The organism is Cytobacillus firmus (assembly GCF_023657595.1).
Lineage (GTDB): Bacteria > Bacillota > Bacilli > Bacillales > Cytobacillaceae > Cytobacillus > Cytobacillus firmus_B.
Genome location: NZ_CP098323.1, coordinates 619986 through 640361, shown reverse-complemented (window position 1 = coordinate 640361; position 20376 = coordinate 619986). Strand labels below are relative to the sequence as shown.

General features: G+C 40.8%; 21 protein-coding genes and 1 riboswitch. Of the genes, 1 reads left to right on the top strand and 20 read right to left on the bottom strand.

The annotated features are described in order from the left end of the window. Positions 1 to 4: 4 nt before the first annotated feature. The 12 genes from modA to NAF01_RS03380 all read right to left on the bottom strand — a co-directional run bounded on the left by modA (position 5) and on the right by NAF01_RS03380 (position 14618). Entirely contained in the window at positions 5 to 796 is a 792-nt protein-coding gene (gene modA / locus NAF01_RS03435; protein ID WP_197214174.1) for a molybdate ABC transporter substrate-binding protein, read from the bottom strand. Between the two features lie 194 nt (positions 797 to 990). Further along, positions 991 to 1833, bottom strand: coding sequence for a MurR/RpiR family transcriptional regulator (locus NAF01_RS03430; RefSeq protein WP_250801746.1), 843 nt, complete (start codon positions 1831 to 1833; stop codon positions 991 to 993). A gap of 13 nt (positions 1834 to 1846) precedes the next feature. Next, positions 1847 to 2755, bottom strand: coding sequence for an ROK family protein (locus NAF01_RS03425; RefSeq protein ID WP_197214172.1), 909 nt, complete (start codon positions 2753 to 2755; stop codon positions 1847 to 1849). 83 nt (positions 2756 to 2838) lie between these two features. Next, the gene (locus NAF01_RS03420; RefSeq protein ID WP_250801745.1) at positions 2839 to 4530 is read right to left on the bottom strand and encodes an FAD-binding protein; all 1692 of its coding nucleotides are present in this window, start codon (positions 4528 to 4530) and stop codon (positions 2839 to 2841) included. A gap of 12 nt (positions 4531 to 4542) precedes the next feature. Further along, positions 4543 to 6042 (bottom strand): sodium:solute symporter family protein, encoded by a 1500-nt coding sequence (locus NAF01_RS03415; protein ID WP_226619632.1) that lies wholly within the window; start codon positions 6040 to 6042, stop codon positions 4543 to 4545. A 14-nt stretch (positions 6043 to 6056) separates the two neighbouring features. Beyond that, positions 6057 to 6923, bottom strand: a complete 867-nt coding sequence (locus tag NAF01_RS03410; protein ID WP_048009635.1) for an N-acetylneuraminate lyase — start codon at positions 6921 to 6923, stop codon at positions 6057 to 6059. Between the two features lie 27 nt (positions 6924 to 6950). After that, the gene (locus tag NAF01_RS03405) at positions 6951 to 7628 is read right to left on the bottom strand and encodes an N-acetylmannosamine-6-phosphate 2-epimerase (protein WP_048009636.1); all 678 of its coding nucleotides are present in this window, start codon (positions 7626 to 7628) and stop codon (positions 6951 to 6953) included. Positions 7629 to 8195: 567 nt separating this feature from the next. Continuing rightward, entirely contained in the window at positions 8196 to 8762 is a 567-nt protein-coding gene (locus NAF01_RS03400) for a DUF4256 domain-containing protein (protein WP_197248765.1), read from the bottom strand. Positions 8763 to 9529: 767 nt separating this feature from the next. Then, entirely contained in the window at positions 9530 to 10792 is a 1263-nt protein-coding gene (locus NAF01_RS03395; protein WP_048009638.1) for a cation:dicarboxylate symporter family transporter, read from the bottom strand. 113 nt (positions 10793 to 10905) lie between these two features. Further along, a riboswitch (cyclic di-AMP (ydaO/yuaA leader) is annotated at positions 10906 to 11056 on the bottom strand. A 211-nt stretch (positions 11057 to 11267) separates the two neighbouring features. Further along, positions 11268 to 11876, bottom strand: coding sequence for a dienelactone hydrolase family protein (locus NAF01_RS03390; protein ID WP_250801744.1), 609 nt, complete (start codon positions 11874 to 11876; stop codon positions 11268 to 11270). 150 nt (positions 11877 to 12026) lie between these two features. Beyond that, entirely contained in the window at positions 12027 to 12980 is a 954-nt protein-coding gene (locus tag NAF01_RS03385) for an NAD(P)H-dependent flavin oxidoreductase (RefSeq protein ID WP_250801743.1), read from the bottom strand. Between the two features lie 912 nt (positions 12981 to 13892). Next, positions 13893 to 14618 (bottom strand): DUF421 domain-containing protein, encoded by a 726-nt coding sequence (locus NAF01_RS03380; protein WP_250801742.1) that lies wholly within the window; start codon positions 14616 to 14618, stop codon positions 13893 to 13895. A 256-nt stretch (positions 14619 to 14874) separates the two neighbouring features. Here NAF01_RS03380 and NAF01_RS03375 point away from each other — a divergent pair, with 256 nt between their 5' ends. Beyond that, the gene (locus NAF01_RS03375; RefSeq protein WP_250801741.1) at positions 14875 to 15408 is read left to right on the top strand and encodes a GNAT family N-acetyltransferase; all 534 of its coding nucleotides are present in this window, start codon (positions 14875 to 14877) and stop codon (positions 15406 to 15408) included. A gap of 82 nt (positions 15409 to 15490) precedes the next feature. On the opposite strand, the gene NAF01_RS03370 is transcribed toward NAF01_RS03375, so the two are convergent. The 8 genes from NAF01_RS03370 to NAF01_RS03335 all read right to left on the bottom strand — a co-directional run bounded on the left by NAF01_RS03370 (position 15491) and on the right by NAF01_RS03335 (position 20259). Next, complete coding sequence (locus NAF01_RS03370; RefSeq protein ID WP_250801740.1) at positions 15491 to 15913, bottom strand: VOC family protein; 423 nt, start codon at positions 15911 to 15913, stop codon at positions 15491 to 15493. Positions 15914 to 15969: 56 nt separating this feature from the next. Next, entirely contained in the window at positions 15970 to 16995 is a 1026-nt protein-coding gene (locus tag NAF01_RS03365) for a DUF4871 domain-containing protein (RefSeq protein ID WP_250801739.1), read from the bottom strand. Then, complete coding sequence (locus tag NAF01_RS03360) at positions 16979 to 17533, bottom strand: sigma-70 family RNA polymerase sigma factor (RefSeq protein WP_250801738.1); 555 nt, start codon at positions 17531 to 17533, stop codon at positions 16979 to 16981. Before NAF01_RS03360 ends, NAF01_RS03365 begins: the two co-directional genes overlap by 17 nt. A 448-nt stretch (positions 17534 to 17981) precedes the next feature. After that, positions 17982 to 18215 carry a hypothetical protein gene (locus tag NAF01_RS03355; protein WP_250801737.1) on the bottom strand — a complete coding sequence of 78 codons (234 nt, stop codon included), beginning with the start codon at positions 18213 to 18215 and terminating at the stop codon, positions 17982 to 17984. Positions 18216 to 18266: 51 nt separating this feature from the next. After that, positions 18267 to 18440: a hypothetical protein gene (locus NAF01_RS03350; protein ID WP_250801736.1), complete on the bottom strand. Its 174-nt coding sequence runs from the start codon at positions 18438 to 18440 to the stop codon at positions 18267 to 18269. Between the two features lie 46 nt (positions 18441 to 18486). Beyond that, a complete protein-coding gene (locus NAF01_RS03345) occupies positions 18487 to 18783 on the bottom strand; it encodes a DUF5316 family protein (protein WP_250801735.1) in 297 nt (98 codons plus the stop codon). Positions 18784 to 18895: 112 nt separating this feature from the next. Continuing rightward, positions 18896 to 19345 carry an NUDIX hydrolase gene (locus NAF01_RS03340; protein ID WP_197214159.1) on the bottom strand — a complete coding sequence of 150 codons (450 nt, stop codon included), beginning with the start codon at positions 19343 to 19345 and terminating at the stop codon, positions 18896 to 18898. Between the two features lie 383 nt (positions 19346 to 19728). Next, positions 19729 to 20259: a GrpB family protein gene (locus NAF01_RS03335; RefSeq protein WP_197248749.1), complete on the bottom strand. Its 531-nt coding sequence runs from the start codon at positions 20257 to 20259 to the stop codon at positions 19729 to 19731. Between the last annotated feature and the right edge of the window lie 117 nt (positions 20260 to 20376).

Genomic DNA, 20376 nt, shown 5'->3' with positions numbered 1-20376 from the left:
ATAATTATTTCAATCCTTTAAATCCATACTCTTTAAAAATATCCATAGATTTTTCATTTTGAAGATAATCATAGAAAAGCTTAGCTTCCTCAGGATGACTTGTATCCTTAATCACACCCAAAGGATAAATGATAGGATCATGAGTATTCTCCTCTGCCGTGTCCACTATGTTGACCTTTTCAGATATTAACGCATCCGTTTTATAAACAATTCCGGCATCCACATTATTTGTCTCTACATATGTAAGGACCTGGCGGACATCTTTGGCATACACTACTTTTTCTTCTATGTTGTTCCAGATATCTATTTTCTCTAATAATTCCTTCGCATATTTCCCGGCAGGAACCGACTCCGGTGTGCCGATGGACAATTTATCTGCTTCTGTGAGAGCATGAAACGATTTGACCTTCGAACCCTTTGGCACCACTAGTACAAGCTCATTCCCGACCAAGTCAATTCCATTCTTTTCTTCAATCAGTCCGTCATTCACCAGTTTATCAAATTTATCCTCTGCAGCTGAAAAGAAAAGATCAGCGGGTGCTCCCTGGGAGATTTGCTGCTGAAGAGAACCTGAAGCTCCAAAGTTAAAGTTGATCAGCACATTTGGATGTTCTTTTTCGAACCTTGCTTCGATCTCCGTTAAGGCATCCTGCAGGCTTGCCGCTGCTGAAATAGTCAGTTCCACACTCTCTCCGGCTGCATCCCGCTGCTCTTCTCCTGTATTTTTAGACTGACATCCAGCCAATGATAAAAAAAGGACCATTGATGAAAAAAATAACAGGGATTTCTTTTTCATTATGTATCTCCTTCACTGAATAGTTATATCTGATTATAACTAATTATAACTGCTAATGCCCTGGATATCAGCGGTGAGGACATTGTGACAATACCTCTGGGAAAAACAGTGAAAAAACTCCATTTTTAGGGCTGGAAAAAAAGAAGGCACAATGGCCTTCCTTATAAAAATAATTGAACCAGCATTGGCTTGCTTTAGTACAGCTTATTACTGATATTCTCAGATATCTCCATTTTCACTTTTGAAGCTTGTTCATAGTTTTTCATGGTGATCCCCGTGCAGATAAGATCGATTAAATAAAGCTGTGTAATTTTGGCTACTAATGAACCGCTGTCTAACGGGCTTTCTTTTACAGAGGTCAGTAAAATATAATCCGCGTATTTGGCCAAAGGTGATTTCACATAGTTTGTTAATACAATCACAGTAGCTTTCTTTTCATTGGCTATTTTAACAGTGTCGACAATATCCTTTGTGCTGCCTGTTAAACTTATGGCAATCACAACGGAATGTTCATCCAGGGAGGTCGCCCTCATTACCTGGAAGTGAGGATCTGTGACGACATCAACATGTTTTCCTATTCTCATGAGGCGGTTTTGCATATCAAGCCCGGCAATTCCGGAAGAGCCTATGCCAAATATCACTACATCCCTGGAACGGACTATTGCTTCGATGCTGTTTTCAAGAGCTTGATTATTCAGCATTCTATACGTATCTTCAATGGCATGTACCATGTTTGTGCGGATGCGTTCAATATAGGTCTCGTCACCCGCCTGACTGGAATTACCAGAAACCTCTTGCGCGAGCGAAAATTTAAAATCCTGGAAGCCTTTAAAGCCCAGCTTTCTGAAGAAACGCAGAACTGTAGCCTCTGCAGCTCCTATTGCTTCCGATAATTCCGTTAATGAATGGTATAACACCTTGTCTGTATTCGTTAAAATATATTCATGAATTCTATGGTCGGATTTAGTAAAGTTGTGTTTATGCTGTTCCATTAATATAGTAGGCTTCAGCCCTGTCATTTTTCTATTCGTTTCCATAGTAACCCCTCTGCTAACTTTTCCTGTTCATGTCCAAAAAGTGCTTGGCTGCTCCTAATAAATTGGCTTTGTTTTCATGTGCGGCAATTCTCATCCGAAGCGACTTCCAGTGGTTTGGCATTACTTTCTTCGCTAAAGACGATTGTACCTCTTCCAATAAAAAGTCTCCTTGTGCAGAAATTCCGCCGCCAATCAGTACAAGCTCGGGGTTAAAAATATGAACAAGGCTCTGAATGCCTGTCGCCACATCATCTGCCCACTGTACAAATAGGTTATTAGCTTCCTTATTTCCCTCTCTGGCAAGTTCGAAAAACTTCTCTAATGGAAGGTTCACACCCATTCTTTCCTCCACTAGCTCTGATAGGGCTGAACTGGAAGCATACCTTTCATAACAGCCCTTGTTACCGCAGGTGCAGGGCTTCCCATTTGGGTACAGATTGATATGCCCGATTTCCCCGGCTGAAAAATTGGCTCCTGTGTATAGCTTACCATTTAAGAATAACGCACCGCCAATCCCCGTGCCAATAGTTACACAGAGAAAATCATCCATATCTTTAGCTGCACCTTGCCAATATTCACCTAATGCTGTGCAATTCACATCGTTTTCAACCGTAACCGGCAATCCGGTATGTTTTGAAATGACCTCAGCCAGACTTGTACCGGTATATCCCGGAATATTATCCGTTGCATGCACCACGGTTCCATTCTGGTTATCAATCTGCCCTGCAGAGCTGATGGCAATGCCCTCGACTCTTGCCTGTTTTAACAACATATCACAGATCATCTTCACTTTTTCTACTATTAAAGGACCGCCCTTATAAGCCTCAGCCGGGATGGAATCAAGACTAAAAAGCTCTCCTGCGTCTGAAGCGATGCCATATTTTATAGATGTTCCGCCAATATCAATAACTCCAAGCTGCATGATTGTGCTCCTCCCTTACAATTGAAAAAAGAGAAAACCCATACCAGGTTTTCCCCTCCATCTATGAGCATTAAAGCTACTCCCTATTCATTTAGAAAGCGATACTCCAATGCTCCATCATCTTTCATGGAAATAAACAATCTTTTATTATATTCTTCACGTTCTTCCGGATAATCCTCACGAAAATGTGCGCCCCTGCTTTCTTTTCGTTCCAGCATGGCCTCAAGCAGAATTTGCGAAAGCTTGAAGAAGTTTCGTGCCTTAATTGTCAGCTTTCGGGTTGCCTGCTGTTCGAACAATCTACCTAAATCAAGCTCTGACTCGAGCTTTCTGATGGTTTCTAATGCTTTTAATAGACTGTCCTTATTGCGCACGACATTCCCATGATACCACATTAGTTTTTTGATCGATTCAATAGCCTGATGAACTTTTTTCTCCATATCTTTAACAGGACCTTTTGTTTGCCCCTGAACGCCAAACATGTTCTCGATCTGTTTCAATGCTTCAGGTTCAGAAATTTCCTCATGGCTTTGTGTTTCGATATACCTGACACAATCTGCCGCAGCCCTTTTGCCAAATACCATGCAGGCGCCAGTCGAATTTCCTCCCAATCGGTTCGCTCCCTCAATATTGCAGGACAGCTCACCAATGGCATATAATCCGTTCACACCGGTTCTGCCATACGTGTCAATATAAACCCCGCCGTTGCTGGCATGGGCAAATGGGGCAATACGAATTTCATTCTCCAAAAGATCAATATTTCTCTCTTTCAGCCAATTTAAATAGACCGTGTAGAACTCTTCCCCATTTTCATATAACTCGGACCGATATAAAAGCCTGAATCCGCGGTCATTCCGATTCGCGATGATGTTTTTCATCATCGCGATATCCACATACTTCGAATCAAGTGAATGGGTGAACGGACCGTGTGTGCTCCTGATCTGCAGACATTCCTGCTTCGATATCTCCTCAGGCAGCATAGAATCCAGTAAGCTGCTTCCCGCTTCATCGACTATATCATCACAATACATTAATGTATGTTCCCCAAAGAGGGTTTTATATTTCGGAGCCGTAATGCCTGGAATGAATTGAATAAATTCCATGTTTACAAGACGGGTCCCTGCTTCGACAGCCAGGATATGGCCGGAGCCATCCACATCATTGGGATTTAAGTTATGCTGATAAATACTGCCGAATCCGCCCGTTGCTAAAATGACAGATTTGCATTCCACCATAACGAGGTCATTATTCTCATCTAAAAGTATGGCTCCCGCCACACGGTCATCTTTCTTCAGCAAAGTAAGGACGATTGTCTTTTCCAGGATAGACAGGTTTTCATACTCTGCAAAAATAGTTCTCACATTTTCGCGAATCTGATCCCAGTCACTTAATAAATAGATATCCCGTTCATGTTCAGCGAAACAGGCTTTACGCTCCCCTTCCAGCTTTTTCGCCTTCACACCAATCTCCTGATATTCCTTTACACGCTTCGGAATTTCTTTTACATACACCTCAGCTAAATCCCGCCCATGCATGCCATGGCTCAAGCTTTCAATATCTTCAAGAAATATCGATTCATCTTCATGATCTTTTGTCACCTGAGTTCCAAGGGAGGCTTTCAGCGGATAAAAGCTTGAACCTGAAGCTACCTGCATTTTTGTCACCATCAATACATCGGCCTGTTGATCTGCAAGCTCTTTGCTTACTTTTATCCCGGCCAGCCCGCTTCCGGCCACTAAGACATCCGTTTTTATTTTCTTTTTTATTTGAAACATAGTCTCACCATTTTACGCTGGTTTTTTTCTATCATAGTATGTCAGATTTTCATCTTCAGCTTTGCTTTTTTGCTTGAATAATAAGCTAAAGACATAACCGAACACGATAGAAGCAATTAAATTAATGATGGAATAGGCCCATAAAGTAATATCAGTAAAGTAAGACACATAGACTGCAAGGGCTGCTGTTGCGAAGAAACCGCAGATGGCCCCTTTCGCGTTTGCTCTTTTCGTCATGACTCCAAGCGTGAAGGTACCTCCGATGATACCCAATACTAATCCCATCAATCCATTAAACCAGGAATAAGCATCTCCAACATCTGTGTAAATCAGGACAATGGCAAAAGCAATGGAGAAAATCCCTACAATTGTGGATACATTACGCGCCATTTTGGTGCTTTTTTCATCACTCATATCTGGTTTAAGAACTTTCTGAATATCCAATGTCCAGCTTGTCGCCACACTGTTCAAGCCCGTTGAAAGTGTTGATTGTCCCGCAGCGAATAATCCGGCAATCAGCAAGCCTGAAATTCCTGCCGGCAGCTCAGCCACGATAAAGTTGGCAAAAATCAGGTCGGCTTTACCTTCAGGCATCGCACCTGCCTGCTGCGTATAAAATGTATATAAAGCTGTTCCGATAAAGAAGAATAATGTTGCCGTACCAAGTGACAGAATACCATTTAAATAAGTCATTTTATTCATTTCTTTTAAGTCAGTGGTTGTTAAATAACGCTGAACCATGTCCTGACTTGAAATATATGAGAATGCAGTTGAAATCCCGGCGCCAAAAATAAGAAGAAGAACACTGTTATTGACAAAGTTCGGATCGAAGAATGGTGTATCCGTAAAGAACTTCCCGTCTTCGGTACCGACACGGACCACTTCTCCAAATCCGCCATCAATGGAGAACATCAGCATAATGAGGGCAAAAATACCTCCGCCGATTAAGACTACACCCTGGATGAAGTCTGTCCAAAGCACTGATTTAATTCCTCCAAAGGCTGAATAGATGGTTGCCACTACACCCATGAATAATACGATCAGTACAGCATTGATGCCAGTAACAGCCGCTAATGCTAACGCCGGCAGATACATAATAATGGACATGCGCCCAATCTGATAGACGATAAAAAGAAGGCTCCCAATGACGCGCAGCTTTGTATCAAAGCGGCGCTCTAAATATTCGTAAGCTGTATCTAAATTTAATTTCCGGTAAACCGGCAGGAAATAATAAATCGCGATTGGCACGGCAATAAATAAACCTAATTGTGCAAACCACAGCTCCCATGATCCTAAATAGGAGTTTCCGGCTAAGGATAAGAATGAAATCGGACTTAATAAGGTTGCGAATAAGCTGACAGATGTCACCCACCAAGGAATAGAGCCATCCCCTTTGAAGAACTCTTTTCCCTGCATTTCTTTTTTGGCAACTGCAATCCCTACCCAAAGAATGAACAATAGATAGGCAAATAATATAACGTAATCAATTACAGCAAAAGATCCAGTCATCATTTATCCCCCTGATTTTACAGATATTTTTCCGCAATCATTTTCGCACGCTGAACTTTGTCCTCTTCAAGCGCTTTCATTGGCTTCCTGCATACACCTGCATCAACGCCTTGTGTCTTCAGGATCTCTTTAATCGTCTGGTATAAGCCGTTATCTAAAATCTCGCCGATTAAATCATTGGTTACTTTTTGAAGCTCCCTTGCTTCTTCAATCTGGCCATTTTGTGCCAGTTCAAAAATTTGCTTGGCACGCTCTCCATTTACATTAAACGTACTGCCAATCGCTCCGTCTACATTCAGGACACTTGCCGAAAGCAGCATTTCATCAAATCCCGAGTAGATGAGCTTATCAGGATAAGCATGGCGAAGTCTTTCCAGTAAGAAGAAATCAGGTGCTGTAAATTTCACGCCGATTACTTTTTCATTCTCAAAAAGCTCTCCAAATTGCTCAAGATTCATGCTAACCCCTGTTAAGGCTGGGATAGAATAGATGATCATTTTGTTGTTAACGCTTTCTAAAATGGTGTAATAATAATCTTTAATCTCCTGGAAATCAAACTTATAGTAGAATGGTGTAACAGCAGAAATAGCATCATAGCCTAAATCTGTTGCAAATTGTGCTAATTCTACTGCTTCATCAATATTTAATGAACCCACCTGAGCAATCAATTTAACCTGATCTTTAGCTTCATCTTTTACAATTTCAAAGATTTGCTTTTTTTGTTCAGTGGAAATCAGAAAGTTCTCACCTGTACTTCCATTGACATACAAGCCATCTACCTTTGAAATTTCGATATTGTAACGGACAATCTCCCTTAATCCCTTTTCGTTCACCCTTCCGTTTTCATCAAATGAACACATCAACGCTGTAAAAATTCCTTTCATCTCGAACACCCTCATTTCTAATTTTCACTAGTAGTTTTGTATAGCTTTTGCAAATTTCTCTGTAATTAATTTCGGACGTGTAATGGCACTTCCTACAACAACTGCATGAGCTCCTAATTCAATAGCCCTTTTTGCTTTTTCCGGTGTATCCATATTTCCTTCCGCTATAACAGGAACTGAAACATGGGATATTACTTGTTCCAGTAATTCCAAAGGAACAACTCCTTCCGAATAAGGAGTATATCCCGCTAAAGTGGTTGCCACAATATCAACTCCGGCTTTTTCAGCTGCCAGCGCTTCTTCTAATGTAGAAATATCAGCCATAAACAGCTGGTCCGGGTACCTGGCTTTCACTTCTGCAAAAAATCCCTGAAAACTTTTTCCATCCGGACGGACTTGCTTTGTTGCATCAAAAGCAATGATATCCACACCTTCCTGATACAGGTCATCTACTTCTTTTTCCGTTGCCGTAATATACACTCCGCTGCCGGGATAATCCTTTTTGATAATCCCAATGATGGGAAGATCGACCTCCTTCTTGATTGCACGGATATCTTTCACGCTGTTTGCTCTAATTCCGGAAGCCCCTCCTAGCTTTGCCGCAAAAGCCATCTTACTCATAATATATGAATCATGAAGCGGCTCATCTTCAAGGGCCTGACACGAAACTATTAATCTGCCTTTTATCTTATCTAATACATCCATAATACCTCTCCTACCTGTCATTCCTTTGATGCTTCCATAACGGCAATCATCCCTGCACACAAGAAAATGCTCAGAAAACGTTTTCATATCGTCACTATATCACCGTGATATTTTATTGTCAATTTTATTTTTAAAAATGACAGTTTATTATCAAAATAAATGAAATTTATATCATTGTAGAATCCGAGTCAAACAAAAAAATGCAAGATTCTTATTTATAAGGAATCTTGCATTAGAATCTATTTTAATTTGTATTAAATGATTTCAGGATCTCCTTCATCTAAATTTTCAACTATACCGCTCTGACTTTCACAGTAATACGACCCCCTCTTTCATAGTTGAGTATAATCTCGGCTGCTTGTTTACCCATAACCTAACTGTCTATATTTACAATGTTGCACATATCTTCAATATCAGCCTTAATAATGGTCTTCATCCTACTTCTCCATTATCAGTAATATCAAGGCAGTTCTACAAAAATAGCGTTAATCCCTTCCCGGATTAACGCCTCAATCAATATGAGTGCACTACTGACCCTTTCTCTTTTTACTTAGTTTTTCACTGAACCTAAACTCTCAGCGAGCCGCGGAACCCCCTTGCAGCATAGTAGGAATCAGCTCCATTGTGATACACAAAGACCGTGTCGTAGCGGCGGTCACAGAAGAGAGCCCCGCCAAGTTTTCTGATATGAGCAGGTGTCTGCACCCAGCTCGATGTTTTCTTATCAAAAGCTTCAAGCTCCTGGAGCTCCCGGTATTGCTCTTCCGTTAAAAGCTCAACGCCCATGGCAGCTGCCATATCCATCACACTGTTTTCCGGCTTATGTTTTTTCCTTGCCTCCAGCGCTTCACGATCGTAGCAAAAACTTCTGCGGCCCTTAGGACTTTCTGCTGCACAATCATAAAATATGTATTCGCCCGTCTCTTCATCATACCCGGCAACATCCGGTTCGCCGGCCGTTTCTTCCATTTCATTCAGCGACCATAATTTCTCAGGATTAGCCTCAAGCTTAGCTTGTACATCTGCCCATACCAGCCCTTCATGCCTGTGCGTATTCTTCTCAAAACGGGCCTTCAATGTTTGCAGCAATTCATCCCGCTGTTCTGGTGACAGCGCCTTACTTCCCTGTGTCATATGAGTACCTCCCTTTTTTCTTCATTATAATATAATTATGACCCTAAAGGGCTAGTTGATAAAAGCTGGAGCCGCATTTTACTTTTCATATTTGGCTGTTTCGCCGGTTTCCCCTTTTTTTGTTTGCTGCTGCTCTTACTTCGGACTTAAACCCGGCGTTTTCCCCTTCCTGTGTCCGAACCTGCACCTACTTCAGACTCAAACCCGACGTTTTCCCCTTCCTGTGTCCGAACCTGAACCAACTTCGGACTCAAACCCGGTGTTTTCCCCTTCCTGTGTCCGAACCTGAGCCAACTTCGGACTCAGACCCGACGTTTTCCCCTTTCTGTGTCTGAACTTAAACCAACTTCAGACTCAAACCCGGTGTTTTCCCCTTCCTGTGTCCGAACCTGAGCCAACTTCGGACTCAAACCCGTCATCTTCCTCTCCCTGTGTCCGAACCTGAGCCAACTTCGGACTCAGACCCGACGTTTTCCCCTTTCTGTGTCTGAGCTTAAACCAACTTCAGACTCAAACCCGGTGTTTTCCCCTTCCTGTGTCCGAACCTGAACCAACTTCGGACTCAAACCCGGTGTTTTCCTCTTCCTGTGTCTGAACTTAAACCAACTTCAGACTCAAACCCGGTGTTTTCCCCTTCCTGTGTCCGAACCTGAGCCAACTTCGGACTCAGCCCCGAGGATTTTCCCTTCCTGTGTCCGAACCAGAACTATCCTGCTCCACAAAAAAACACTAACAAACGATACCATTTGTTAGTGTTTCCAAATCTATTATGAAGCTTGTTGTTCAAATCTTTCTTCTGCTGGAGGGTTGAATTGCCCTTCCCACTTCGCAATAACAATTGCCGCCAGTGAGTTCCCCACCACGTTAACTGCTGTGCGTCCCATATCAAGGATACGGTCGATGCCGGCAATAAAGGCAAGGCCTTCTGCAGGCAATCCAATGGTACTGAATGTCGCCAGCAGCACCACAAAGGATACGCCCGGTACACCCGCCATTCCTTTCGATGTAACCATCAGCACTAACATTAGCGTAATTTGCTGTCCGATGCTTAATTCGATCCCAAACATCTGGGCAATAAATAAAGAGGCAATCGCCTGATATAAAACAGATCCGTCCAGGTTAAAAGAATAGCCTGTCGGAATAACGAATGAAGAAATATGTTTCGGGCTTCCCGCTTTCTCCATTTTGTCCATAATTCTTGGAAGAACTGTTTCCGAGCTTGCTGTTGAAAATGCCAAAATTAATTCCTCTTTGATCATCTTCAATAATTTAAAGATACTGAACCCGACAATTTTGGCCATGACTCCCAGAACAACTAGAACAAAGAAAATCATCGATCCATATACAGTAAGCGCCAGCTTGCCTAATGGAATCAGTGAGGCGAAGCCATACTTGGAAATCGTAACACCAATTAAGGCAAATACCCCGATCGGCGCATACTTCATAAATAGGTTCGTTACATAGAACATCGCCTTGGCTGTACCTTCGAAAAATCTCAGAACCGGCTTTCCGACATCTCCAATTGCTGCGATTCCGAGTCCAAATACAACAGCAAAGAAGATAATCGCCAGCATATCGCCTTCAACCATGGCTTGTACCGGATTAGTAGGCACAATATGCAAGAATGTATCCGCTACAGACTTGCCTTCCTGCTCTTTATTGGTTTCGACATAGCTTGAAATGTCACTTTGCTGCAGGCTGTCCATATTCAGGCCGGCACCTGGCTGAAATACATTCCCGGCGATTAAGCCAACCACAATGGCAACCAACGTCATGCCGATAAAATAGGTCAATGATTTACCGCCAAGCTTACCAACGGATTTTAAATCACCTACACCAGCAATAGCAACGATAATCGTGGATAGTACAATAGGAACCACAATCATTTTAATTAAACGGATGAACAGATCGCCAAATGGCTGTAAGGCACTTTGCGCTGCTTCATTACCGTAAAAGATACCGCCAACCACAATCCCCAGGACAAGACCGATAAAAATTTGAGTGGCTAAACTTAATTTAATTCTTTTCATCAATTACCCTACCTTCTTGTTTAGTTTTAACATGCTGCGCAGGCAAGGGAAACAAAGCTGATCTCAAAAAAAAGAAAATCGACAATTGTCAATTCACTCTGATTCATATTATCTTCTGTTTCCTTAAACGCTGACGAGGTTAGCTTTCGGGTTAGGACTGCGGAAACAGTAAGCCCTTCCATCTTTCGGATTCACCCCGTGCGGAAACTCCGCCGTAAATAATGGGTCCCCCGTTCTTAAAATAAGATTAAGCATAGAACACTAAATCATTATATTATCCCAAGATAATTTTTGTAAATAGTTAAGTATTCCCGGTATAAAACAAAAAAGCACTTGGCTCCACCTGCGCCAAATGCCATGATAGCCACACATGCTATCCCCGCTACATCTAAATTAGCATCTTAGTATTAAGAATATTGAACGGGCTTGTAAACTTTTCTTAAATATCAGGTGATAACGAGGGCATTATAATATCTCAATCAATATGCAATAAAAAATCCAGCATTTTGCTAAATGCTTCTTGTTCTGATTTTGCATCATACTTAGAGGAATAAGGATCACTGAATCCATGTTTCCCGGTAAATTTATATGCTTTAATTTTCTTTTTCTCCAAAGCCAATACTAACTCATCAACATTAAAAGATTGCTCTTCTTGCGGAAAAAATAGCATGGCAGGACTCCGGGGTGTCACCTCTAAATAGTCCCTAATCCTTGAACCATAGTATCCAACTATTCCATCCACACAATCTTCCTCGCTGCACAGCCAGGCAATAGTTGCACCTATACTAAATCCAATGATATATATTGTTTCGTATTCATCTTTAACATCCAATAACAAATCTTTGACTTTACGTGCCGCTCTATCGAAACCAACATGTTCCATAAAGTGATGATAAGCGTCTTCCTCTTGAGAATAATCAAAAGGCATCTCTCGCTCTAATAAATTGGGGCATATCACTTCAAAATTCTGCTTGGTTAACAATTCGTAAAAACTCTTTATATGTTGATTTATTCCATAGATTTCGTGGATTACGATGATTAAAGAATTAGAATTTCTATCATAACTATGTCGCTTATTCTCCATATTTCTTCACCCAATCATTTTTACACTATATTCCATTAAAAGGTATTCTATATTAATATGAATTATTCCTCCAGCCTCAAAACACCCTTTTAAAACAAAAAAAAGCCGCCTAATTGGCAGCCCGACTTTAAGCAATGCACCATTATAACATTAAACACACGCTTCATATTCCCTTTTGATCTTATGAATGATCGTCTGAACAGGCAAAATCTCGTTAATTTCATGGACTCTTGCCCCCGCAAATACGAGACCATTCTCACAGTCCCCCTCCATGGATGTGACCAGAGAATCCAATGTGCAAAAGCGGTAGGAGCAGTTTTTCAGACAATCGATGCATTTCTTGATTTTCACCTTTTTATTGTCAGATATTTGTTCAGTAAAGTTATTCTTAATGGCACGGCCTTCCAAACCTACGGTGGTTTTCACCATAACGATATCTTCCTGTTTGGCTTGTACATATTTTTCCTTGAAGGATAGGGGTGCATCACATTCTTGACTTGCGACAAACCTGGTTCCCATCTGAACACCGGAAGCACCGACACGAATGGCATGCGCGATATCTTCTCCTGTCATGATTCCCCCTGCAGCTATGACAGGAATCTTAACAGCATCCACGACTTCTGGCAAAATATCGAATAACGGCCTTTCGGTCCCTAAATGTCCTCCCGCCTCATTGCCCTCTACGACAACAGCAGAAGCACCCAGCCGTTCAGACATTTTGGCAAGCCTTGCAGATGACACAATCGAAATGACCGGTGTCCCGGATTCTTTGCCCCAATTGTACATATCTCTAGATATTCCTGCACCTGAAATAATGAAATCCACCTTTTCCTCAATGGCAGCCTTCATTTTTTCAGCAAAATCATTCATGGCAAATAAAACATTCACCCCAATATAGCCCTCACCCTTGATAGCTGCCCTGGCCTTTCGTATATGAAGCCTCAGCTCTTCAATGCTAATTCCTGTTCCTGAAATAATTCCAATCCCCCCGGCATTCGCAACCGCTGATGCCAGGCCGCTCAGCGAAATCCCTACGCCCATTCCCCCTTGCATAATGGGAAACTCAGGCGTCATATGACCGATTTTTAATTGTGGAAATTTCAAAAGAACTACCCCATTTCATCGCCAATTTATTTCTTCTTCATTATTGGACGAATGGGGTTAATTGAATAGTGACAAACATAATACCTGGTACTAAAATCAGGTGTTATTTCCGCGATATTCACAGAATGTTCAATAATTCCCAAACCAGAGACTTATCTGGAATCACCACCGCTGCTAACCATAAAAAGATTTTATCTGCCTCTTTGAAATATACGATGTAACAGGTAAGCTAAACCTAAATAAAGGATCATGATTGAAAACACTTTATTTATGGAAAGCTGTTCGATCAGAGGTGTGTGCGTTGAACGATCCGAAGAAAAGATAGACCACCAACTTGGTTCGGGGAATAGGACAGATACTATAGCCCAAATGCATAAGGAACATAACACCAAAAACCAATATAATTTCATAAGCTCCCCTCTTTTAGAAAGCAGTACTAATATCTTTGAGTAAAAACCGTTTATAACAGCTACATTGACAGTAACTGCTTCACCAAACACCGATTTAATTGAGCTAACAGTCTTTTCGGACAAAACGGATAGGTCATCTTCTAGTCCGTTTTTCTTCGTTTCTAATCTAATTCCTCTATTTTTATGTTATCAGTCATCCAATCTACTAAATCGTTTGTCTGAAGTTCGATATTAAAAAAAAAACGTTCTGCATTCCCCCCTATCATCATACTGGATCAAAGTTGTTGTGATCCCGTTGAGATTTACCGGTACGCTGATAAATCCGAAAGCAGTTATATACCTAAAACCTTTCTGTTCCCTCCACATTCGGGGTCCAAAAATAAATTATGAAAAAGCAAAGAAATCACCTTTTTATTAAGCTCATTACCTGCATATTCAATAAAAAAGCAATTTCTCCTTTGAAGGCCTTTTCCGGGGTGCTCATTCAGCCATAACAAGAAAGTTAATGATAGATAGGTGGTATGGATTCTGCTTGTTCATTTTTCATGGAAATATGCAGCTCTTTCTTAGAGCTGATAGAGGCAAAAAATATATCCCCTAATACGGAGATCCCTTTTCTGGAAAGCTCCCGTTCGAGCCAGTCCCTATCCAAACCTAACTGCTTAAGTACCGTGTTGTATACCACTCCCTCAACAATCACTGGAAAAGCTATTTGATTGGAACTCTCGGTAATGTTCAAATCTCCAAGGGTTGCTGGCATTTGTGAAGGTTTTAATTGGACACTTAACATACCGCTTCCTTCGAGCACCCCCATCTCCACATTCTGGATATCAAAAATATTTTTCTCCCTAAGCATTTGAAGAATGTTATCGATCGTATAGTTAGTCCTTCTTAAATTGGCCTGAAGCAATTTCCCCTTATAGATGACAATCACCGGTTCGAAAGTAATCAATTTTCCTATTTTCCTGTTCGAAATTTTTACTTTCCCGATGATTCTCTGAAAGATGCCGATGGCAATAATGGCAAACCCAGTTTCCAGATGTCTGACAGACGGATCTGCGATATCCGCCCCAGCCACAGCACCTAGTATAAGAATAACCAGGTAATCGAAGATCGGAAGCTCCCCTATCGAGCGTCTTCCCATATAAAGTGTAATAAAAAGAAATAGAGGCAGAATGGTAATAATTCTTCCTAATATAAGAAGACAATGATAAAAAAAATCACCCATATTTTACTCCTTTTGTTGTATAGTTGTTCTTATCTTTTCGGTCTCTGAAGGAGATTATACGGCAGAAAGGGGCCTTCGAAAGGATTTTGACCATCGCAGCATAACTAAATAAAATGAAACACACCAAATTGGAGGCCTTTGTTTGTTGAACTTATGTTTAGAGTGGAGGAGCAACACTTTCTTCATGGCTGCCCGCATGAGAAAGTGCCATTTATATCAAACTTTATAAATCACTTATAGGACAGGAGACTACAATATGGATATTTTTATTCGGCAAGAACTCCCTGCAGACTATTATTCCACGCAAGGAATGATCAAAGAAGCTTTTTTAAATGAAGGATACAGCGACAAGACAGAACATTTCCTTGTTAAAAGAATCAGAAATTCAGACGCATTCATTCCGGAGCTTTCTTTAGTAGCGTTAACCCATGCTAAGGAGATTGCGGGTCACATACTTCTATCAAAAATCACCATAGGTGATGGTGAAAAAGCTGCAGATTCTCTGGCACTTGCCCCGGTTTCTGTTGCTCCGGCTTATCAAGGAAAAGGCATCGGCAGTCAATTGATTCGTACCGCACTTTACAAGGCAAAAGAGGCCGGATATCAATCCGTAATCGTTCTGGGCCATAAAGATTACTATCCAAAGTTCGGCTTTAAGCCAGCCAGCCTTTGGAATATCCAGGCCCCGTTTGAAGTGCCTGATGAAGTGTTCATGGCTCTGGAGTTAACAGAGAATGCTCTTAAAAATACTGCCGGGGTTGTTCATTATTCAAAAGCTTTTTCAGAATAAGAGGCTGGATAAAAAAAGAGCTGCCGATCAACAATCTTAATCGGCAGCTCTTGTATCTATTAGTTGATAAGGGCATTGGAACTTATTCTGTAAATTCCCAAGCAGGATTCCAGACCACTTCCCACAAGTGTCCATCTGGGTCTTGAAAATATCCGGAATATCCACCCCAAAAAGTCTCATGGGCTTGAACCGTAATAACGGCACCCGCACTCTCTGCCTGTTTCATTACCATATCTACCTCTTCTTTACTCCCAACATTATGCCCAATCGTAAATTCAGTTGTCCTTTTTCCTGTCTGGTTCATATTGGTATCATGAGCGATATCTTTTCGATTCCAAATTGCCAGTTTTAATCCAGATTGCAGATCAAAAAATGCCACAGCACCATGCTCGAACTCTCTTCCTACTATGCCCTGTGTTGGAAGCCCAAGACCAATTTGATAGAAATGTAAGGACCTTTCTAAATCATCTACACCTAATGTGATAACTGAAATCCGCGGTTTCATATAAGACCTCCCAATAAACTTGCAAATCTTTGCGAAGAAAAGATCATAAAGCATCATCATTCATTTATATCGTAAATCAATTGATCGAATAATTCCCCATCCACATAAAGCAAAATGGCCCACTCACCCTTTTTGGGAATTTTAACAGATGATGGTGTATGGGCATCCGCCCCGTTGTTTGGACCATATGCACGAATGGTCCATCCCATGCCATTTGTTAAAATGGGATGAACTGTTTGCGATTCTTTATGAAAGCCAACGATAGTCAAGTCTGCATTCTCAACGCCCCATAAATGCCACATCCACTTTTGGCCGTTTAAACTGGGCATATCAGCGCCAATCACACCGGACTTGTTTTCATTTCCAATTATGCCCCTGCTGCCGAACTCCACAGCTTTTCTCTTCCAATCAATAGTGTCAAAATCGCTCTCTTGAACAAAATCCGGTATATCCTGAGGCAGTGTAATAGGGTCATCCTTAGCTTTTTCTGCTACACTGACCACTACATCCCCATAGGATTTGCCATCCAGATACACTTCAAACTTCCACAGGCCTTGGTAAGGAAGGGTGAATGTCGTCATGAACCGCTGCAAACTTGGGTACCCGGGAGAAGGTTCTATTATTTTTTGCTGAGATAAGACTTGTATTCTTTCGCCAGTTTCTTTATGAAAGGCAGAAATAGAAAGCTCTTTTCCTTTATACGTGTTAAAAGGCTCCTGGAAACTAAAGATATAGCCATAAGGCGTTCCAGCTTTCAGATAAGGATCGGGTAATATGCTGAATATCATCTTTTGATTCACCTTATATTCATGCCGGATGTTCCATTCACCAGCCGTACCGCCATGTATCTGGTTTTGATCCTGCCTGACCCATGTCTCAGTTGAAACCAAGAAAGCTAAGAGGCAGATGGCAAAAGTGGATATGGCAAATATAACGAATTTATGAGGCTTTTTTGTTGGCTTCTCTCTTCTATCGGAATGGAGCGCTTTTCTAATATTCATTTTTTGAAATTCCGTAAAGTGCTCGCCCTTGTGAGTTGTCGAGTCCATTGCCCGCCGCAGCTGCCTAAGCTTGCTCTCCATTGTATCCCCGCCTCTCCATCATTTTTTTTAACTTCATCCTGCCTCTGCTCAATCTCGTTTTAATCGTATTTTGGTTTACTCCTATTAATCCCTGGATCTCTTCAATCGAACATTCTTCATAATAATAGAGAGTAACAACTTCCCGATACTTCACAGGCAAAGACAATACACAAAAGGAAAGAAATTCTTCCTCGCTGCGCTTCAGCAGCTCCTTTTCCGGAGGTAATTCCTTCGATGAAAATAAAGAAAACAGGCTCGAATTAAGCACCACTTTCCGAAATGCATGACTCTTCAAGATATCCTTTGATCTATTAATAGCCAATCGATAAATCCATGATTTAAAGGAGGTCACTTCATCGATTTTGTCATAATTTTGGTAACATGTGATGAATACATCTTGAACAATATCTTCAGCCAGCTTCCAGTCTTTCACATAGTTATAAGCAAGCTTCGTGAGCCGTTCACCGTACTCATCCATTATCAACTCAAGCCAAACTTCACGATTTTCTAATGAATCATCGTCCCTGATCTTTCTCACACACTCCCCACCCTATTTTCACTTTAATGCTAAGACGACTGAGTTGAGTAAAGGTTTCATTTTTTTAAAAACCTTCGTCCTTAAATCCCATCCCTAATTGCCTCTTATAAGACCTGTTTATTCAAAAGGCCTTTTTCATATAAATTGTTGTTTTTCGTCTATCAATGCTGCCCGTTGATTTCCGCTTCAGGATGCTCAGCAAACCGCGGGGCAGGCGGTGAGCCTCCTCGACGCTGTGCGTCTGCGGGGTCTCACCTGTCCCGCTACTCCCGCAGGACGTTGAATCAGCTTCCTTGAGTAAACACCGCACGAAGAAAATGCGATTGCATTTTCGAGGATCTCGCACCTTCCGCTCCAATCAACTCAGTAAATAATTTACCAATAGCAACAAACCTTGCGAAACAACCATTCAAAAAGAAAAAGCCACCTGGACTGGCAGCTGCGTTTGTTAATCATTTTCCCTCATTGAAAATAAATAAATAATTGCAATGGTAACGGCAATTATTGAAGTGATTACAGAATATCGAAAAATAGTAAAAAAGAACTCAGGATATGGTGTTATTATACTTGAAGTCATACCATCAACATCTGTTGTGCTTTCAATTCGCTTCATAAAGGCGACCAATAAGAAAAAGGAAACAATAAATGAATAGATTCCTGTTTTAACTATGATTTTCTCCATGAAATCCCCCTAAATTGACTCATTATTTTATAAAACTCCAGTTATATAAAATTACTGAAATCCGCCTGTGTCCTTATTATCTCCCATTAAATAATTTGAACTTTCCCCTGGCTTTGCGTTCGGATTTGTTGGGGGAAGAGGGTTATTATTGTTTCTCCTGCGTCTCCAATCAATAAACAAAGCAAATAATATAATTCCTGCAATAAAAATTACTAACCACCACATAGGTTCACCCCTTATTTTGAAAGGCGCCTTTATAGATAAACAACTCTCAGTTTAAGAAAAGATAAAGAAGCAGCGCAATCATAATATTTGGCAGGCCAATTAAAACTGAGCCGATGCTTGTTCTTTTCCGCTTTCGTTTTTCGTCAGGAGAATCATGTGCTTCCAAGCCTGCCCTCATCCGATGGGGACCAGCTATAGAACCTGACATAAGAACAGACATGGCTATAAAAAATAATCCAATGGCTCCTGTCACTAAGTAAGTCTTACTTAATTCCCAAAAACCAAGTGATAATAAAACACCAGTTATTGAGAAAACGATCCCGATAGTTAGATGTTTCAACACACCAAACCTCCTTTATTACTAACTATACGGCTGAAATCTTAAATTGTTTCAATTTTTAATTTATTATGAATACCAATGAAGAAAAAAGGGAGCTCCTCTTCGGAACTCCTTTCTAAATAGAATTAATATAATCTTTAATCACTTTACGATCTGGAGGACTTATATTCGAGGGAATCTCATGGACATGAAAAAAACGCAAATCTTTAACCTCTTCGCTATCCATTGTAAGTTCTCCATCATAGTTGTTGCAGATATAAGCGGTGATGACATTATATACTTCATCACCGTGCGGGTATTTATAGTAAAATTCTTCTCCTGAATAAATATTAAACAACTGCAGATCATTTGCTGTTAACCCAGTTTCTTCCAACAGCTCTCTCTTAGCCACCTCTTCCAATGTCTCTCCAGGCTCCAGAGAACCTCCCGCCAATGCCCAACAGTTATTATCCATTCTTAACTGCAGCAACAGCCTGTTATTCTTATCCAAAACGATAACACTTGCCCCAGGAATAACAAGAGGACGGCTTCCAACTATTTTTCTTAAATCCATTACATAACCCATAGTAATCTCCTATATATAAGACTTTCCTAACCTTATTCGCTGCGTGGAAAGGAAATCCTTTAAACAATATGGAATTTTATGTTAATATATAAATAACTAACAGGCAATGATTTCATTAACGAAAGGAGGATTTTTATGAGCCCCAATAATAAACACACCACAAAATCATTAGGACTTTCATTGTTAATAACTATATTTGCCTTTTACAATGTGAATACCCCTTATACATCAATACTCTTCGTGTCTGTTGCTTCGTTCATAAGCATTTATTTGATTTCAAGGATTACCGCAAAAGCATATCAAAAGTTTCTAACACACACTGACTATAATTAAAAGTTCCTTACAACCCCAATGCCTAATGGTAAAGGAATGAAAGCAAACCGCTATTCCTCGGGATGGAAGTCCCTTACACCTGCATACCAATCAAGCGCCTTCTGCTCCATCCCTTTCACAAACACCTTTTTTGCCTGGCTATAATCAGCCGTGTCTTCAAACCTTTGAGCCAATTCTTCCTTAAACTTCGTATACCTTGCTGCTTCACGGGGATGGGTCCGCAGATAATCTCTAAAAATAAGATGCCGTTCTATTTGGGGGTTATCAAATTGATAGAAATGTATATGATGAGATCGGTTTTCCCCGCCTTTACGAAATAATCTTCTCCCTGTAATGCCCCATTCCCCGGCAGAGTCATATCCAAGCTTCTTCATCTTCTCATTAAATTCATCTATCTTCTCGATGTTTCTCACAATACACATCATATCGATTACAGGCTTTGCCTTCATCCCCTGGACTGCGGTACTCCCGAAATGTTCACATTTAATGATTTCATCTTTAAAGATGGATTTTAGGAATTGTGCTTCTTTTTGATACATAGGGGCCCAATTATTGTTAAATTCCGTAAGACGAATCTTCATATGGCCACCTCTGTTAGATAAGCTTGAATGTGTAACTCACATATTAAAAATCCCAATTTCTCATCAAGAAATTGGGAATCCATTTCAACGAGGAATATCCTTAAACTATAATTGAAT

Bases quoted from the DNA above. Each gene is read 5' to 3' on its own strand.
- NAF01_RS03350 (WP_250801736.1), bottom strand. From the start codon at position 18,440: ATGTGGTGGTTAGTAATTTTTATTGCAGGAATTATATTATTTGCTTTG.
- NAF01_RS03335 (WP_197248749.1), bottom strand. From the start codon at position 20,259: ATGAAGATTCGTCTTACGGAATTTAACAATAATTGGGCCCCTATGTAT.
- NAF01_RS03395 (WP_048009638.1), bottom strand. From the start codon at position 10,792: ATGAAAAGAATTAAATTAAGTTTAGCCACTCAAATTTTTATCGGTCTT.
- NAF01_RS03340 (WP_197214159.1), bottom strand. From the start codon at position 19,345: ATGGGTTATGTAATGGATTTAAGAAAAATAGTTGGAAGCCGTCCTCTT.
- NAF01_RS03365 (WP_250801739.1), bottom strand. From the start codon at position 16,995: ATGGAGAGCAAGCTTAGGCAGCTGCGGCGGGCAATGGACTCGACAACT.
- NAF01_RS03355 (WP_250801737.1), bottom strand. From the start codon at position 18,215: ATGGAGAAAATCATAGTTAAAACAGGAATCTATTCATTTATTGTTTCC.
- NAF01_RS03400 (WP_197248765.1), bottom strand. From the start codon at position 8,762: ATGACACAGGGAAGTAAGGCGCTGTCACCAGAACAGCGGGATGAATTG.
- NAF01_RS03415 (WP_226619632.1), bottom strand. From the start codon at position 6,042: ATGATGACTGGATCTTTTGCTGTAATTGATTACGTTATATTATTTGCC.
- NAF01_RS03405 (WP_048009636.1), bottom strand. From the start codon at position 7,628: ATGGATGTATTAGATAAGATAAAAGGCAGATTAATAGTTTCGTGTCAG.
- NAF01_RS03420 (WP_250801745.1), bottom strand. From the start codon at position 4,530: ATGTTTCAAATAAAAAAGAAAATAAAAACGGATGTCTTAGTGGCCGGA.
- NAF01_RS03370 (WP_250801740.1), bottom strand. From the start codon at position 15,913: ATGAAACCGCGGATTTCAGTTATCACATTAGGTGTAGATGATTTAGAA.
- NAF01_RS03390 (WP_250801744.1), bottom strand. From the start codon at position 11,876: ATGGAGAATAAGCGACATAGTTATGATAGAAATTCTAATTCTTTAATC.
- NAF01_RS03375 (WP_250801741.1), top strand. From the start codon at position 14,875: ATGGATATTTTTATTCGGCAAGAACTCCCTGCAGACTATTATTCCACG.
- NAF01_RS03425 (WP_197214172.1), bottom strand. From the start codon at position 2,755: ATGCAGCTTGGAGTTATTGATATTGGCGGAACATCTATAAAATATGGC.
- NAF01_RS03410 (WP_048009635.1), bottom strand. From the start codon at position 6,923: ATGAAAGGAATTTTTACAGCGTTGATGTGTTCATTTGATGAAAACGGA.
- NAF01_RS03380 (WP_250801742.1), bottom strand. From the start codon at position 14,618: ATGGGTGATTTTTTTTATCATTGTCTTCTTATATTAGGAAGAATTATT.
- modA (WP_197214174.1), bottom strand. From the start codon at position 796: ATGAAAAAGAAATCCCTGTTATTTTTTTCATCAATGGTCCTTTTTTTA.
- NAF01_RS03430 (WP_250801746.1), bottom strand. From the start codon at position 1,833: ATGGAAACGAATAGAAAAATGACAGGGCTGAAGCCTACTATATTAATG.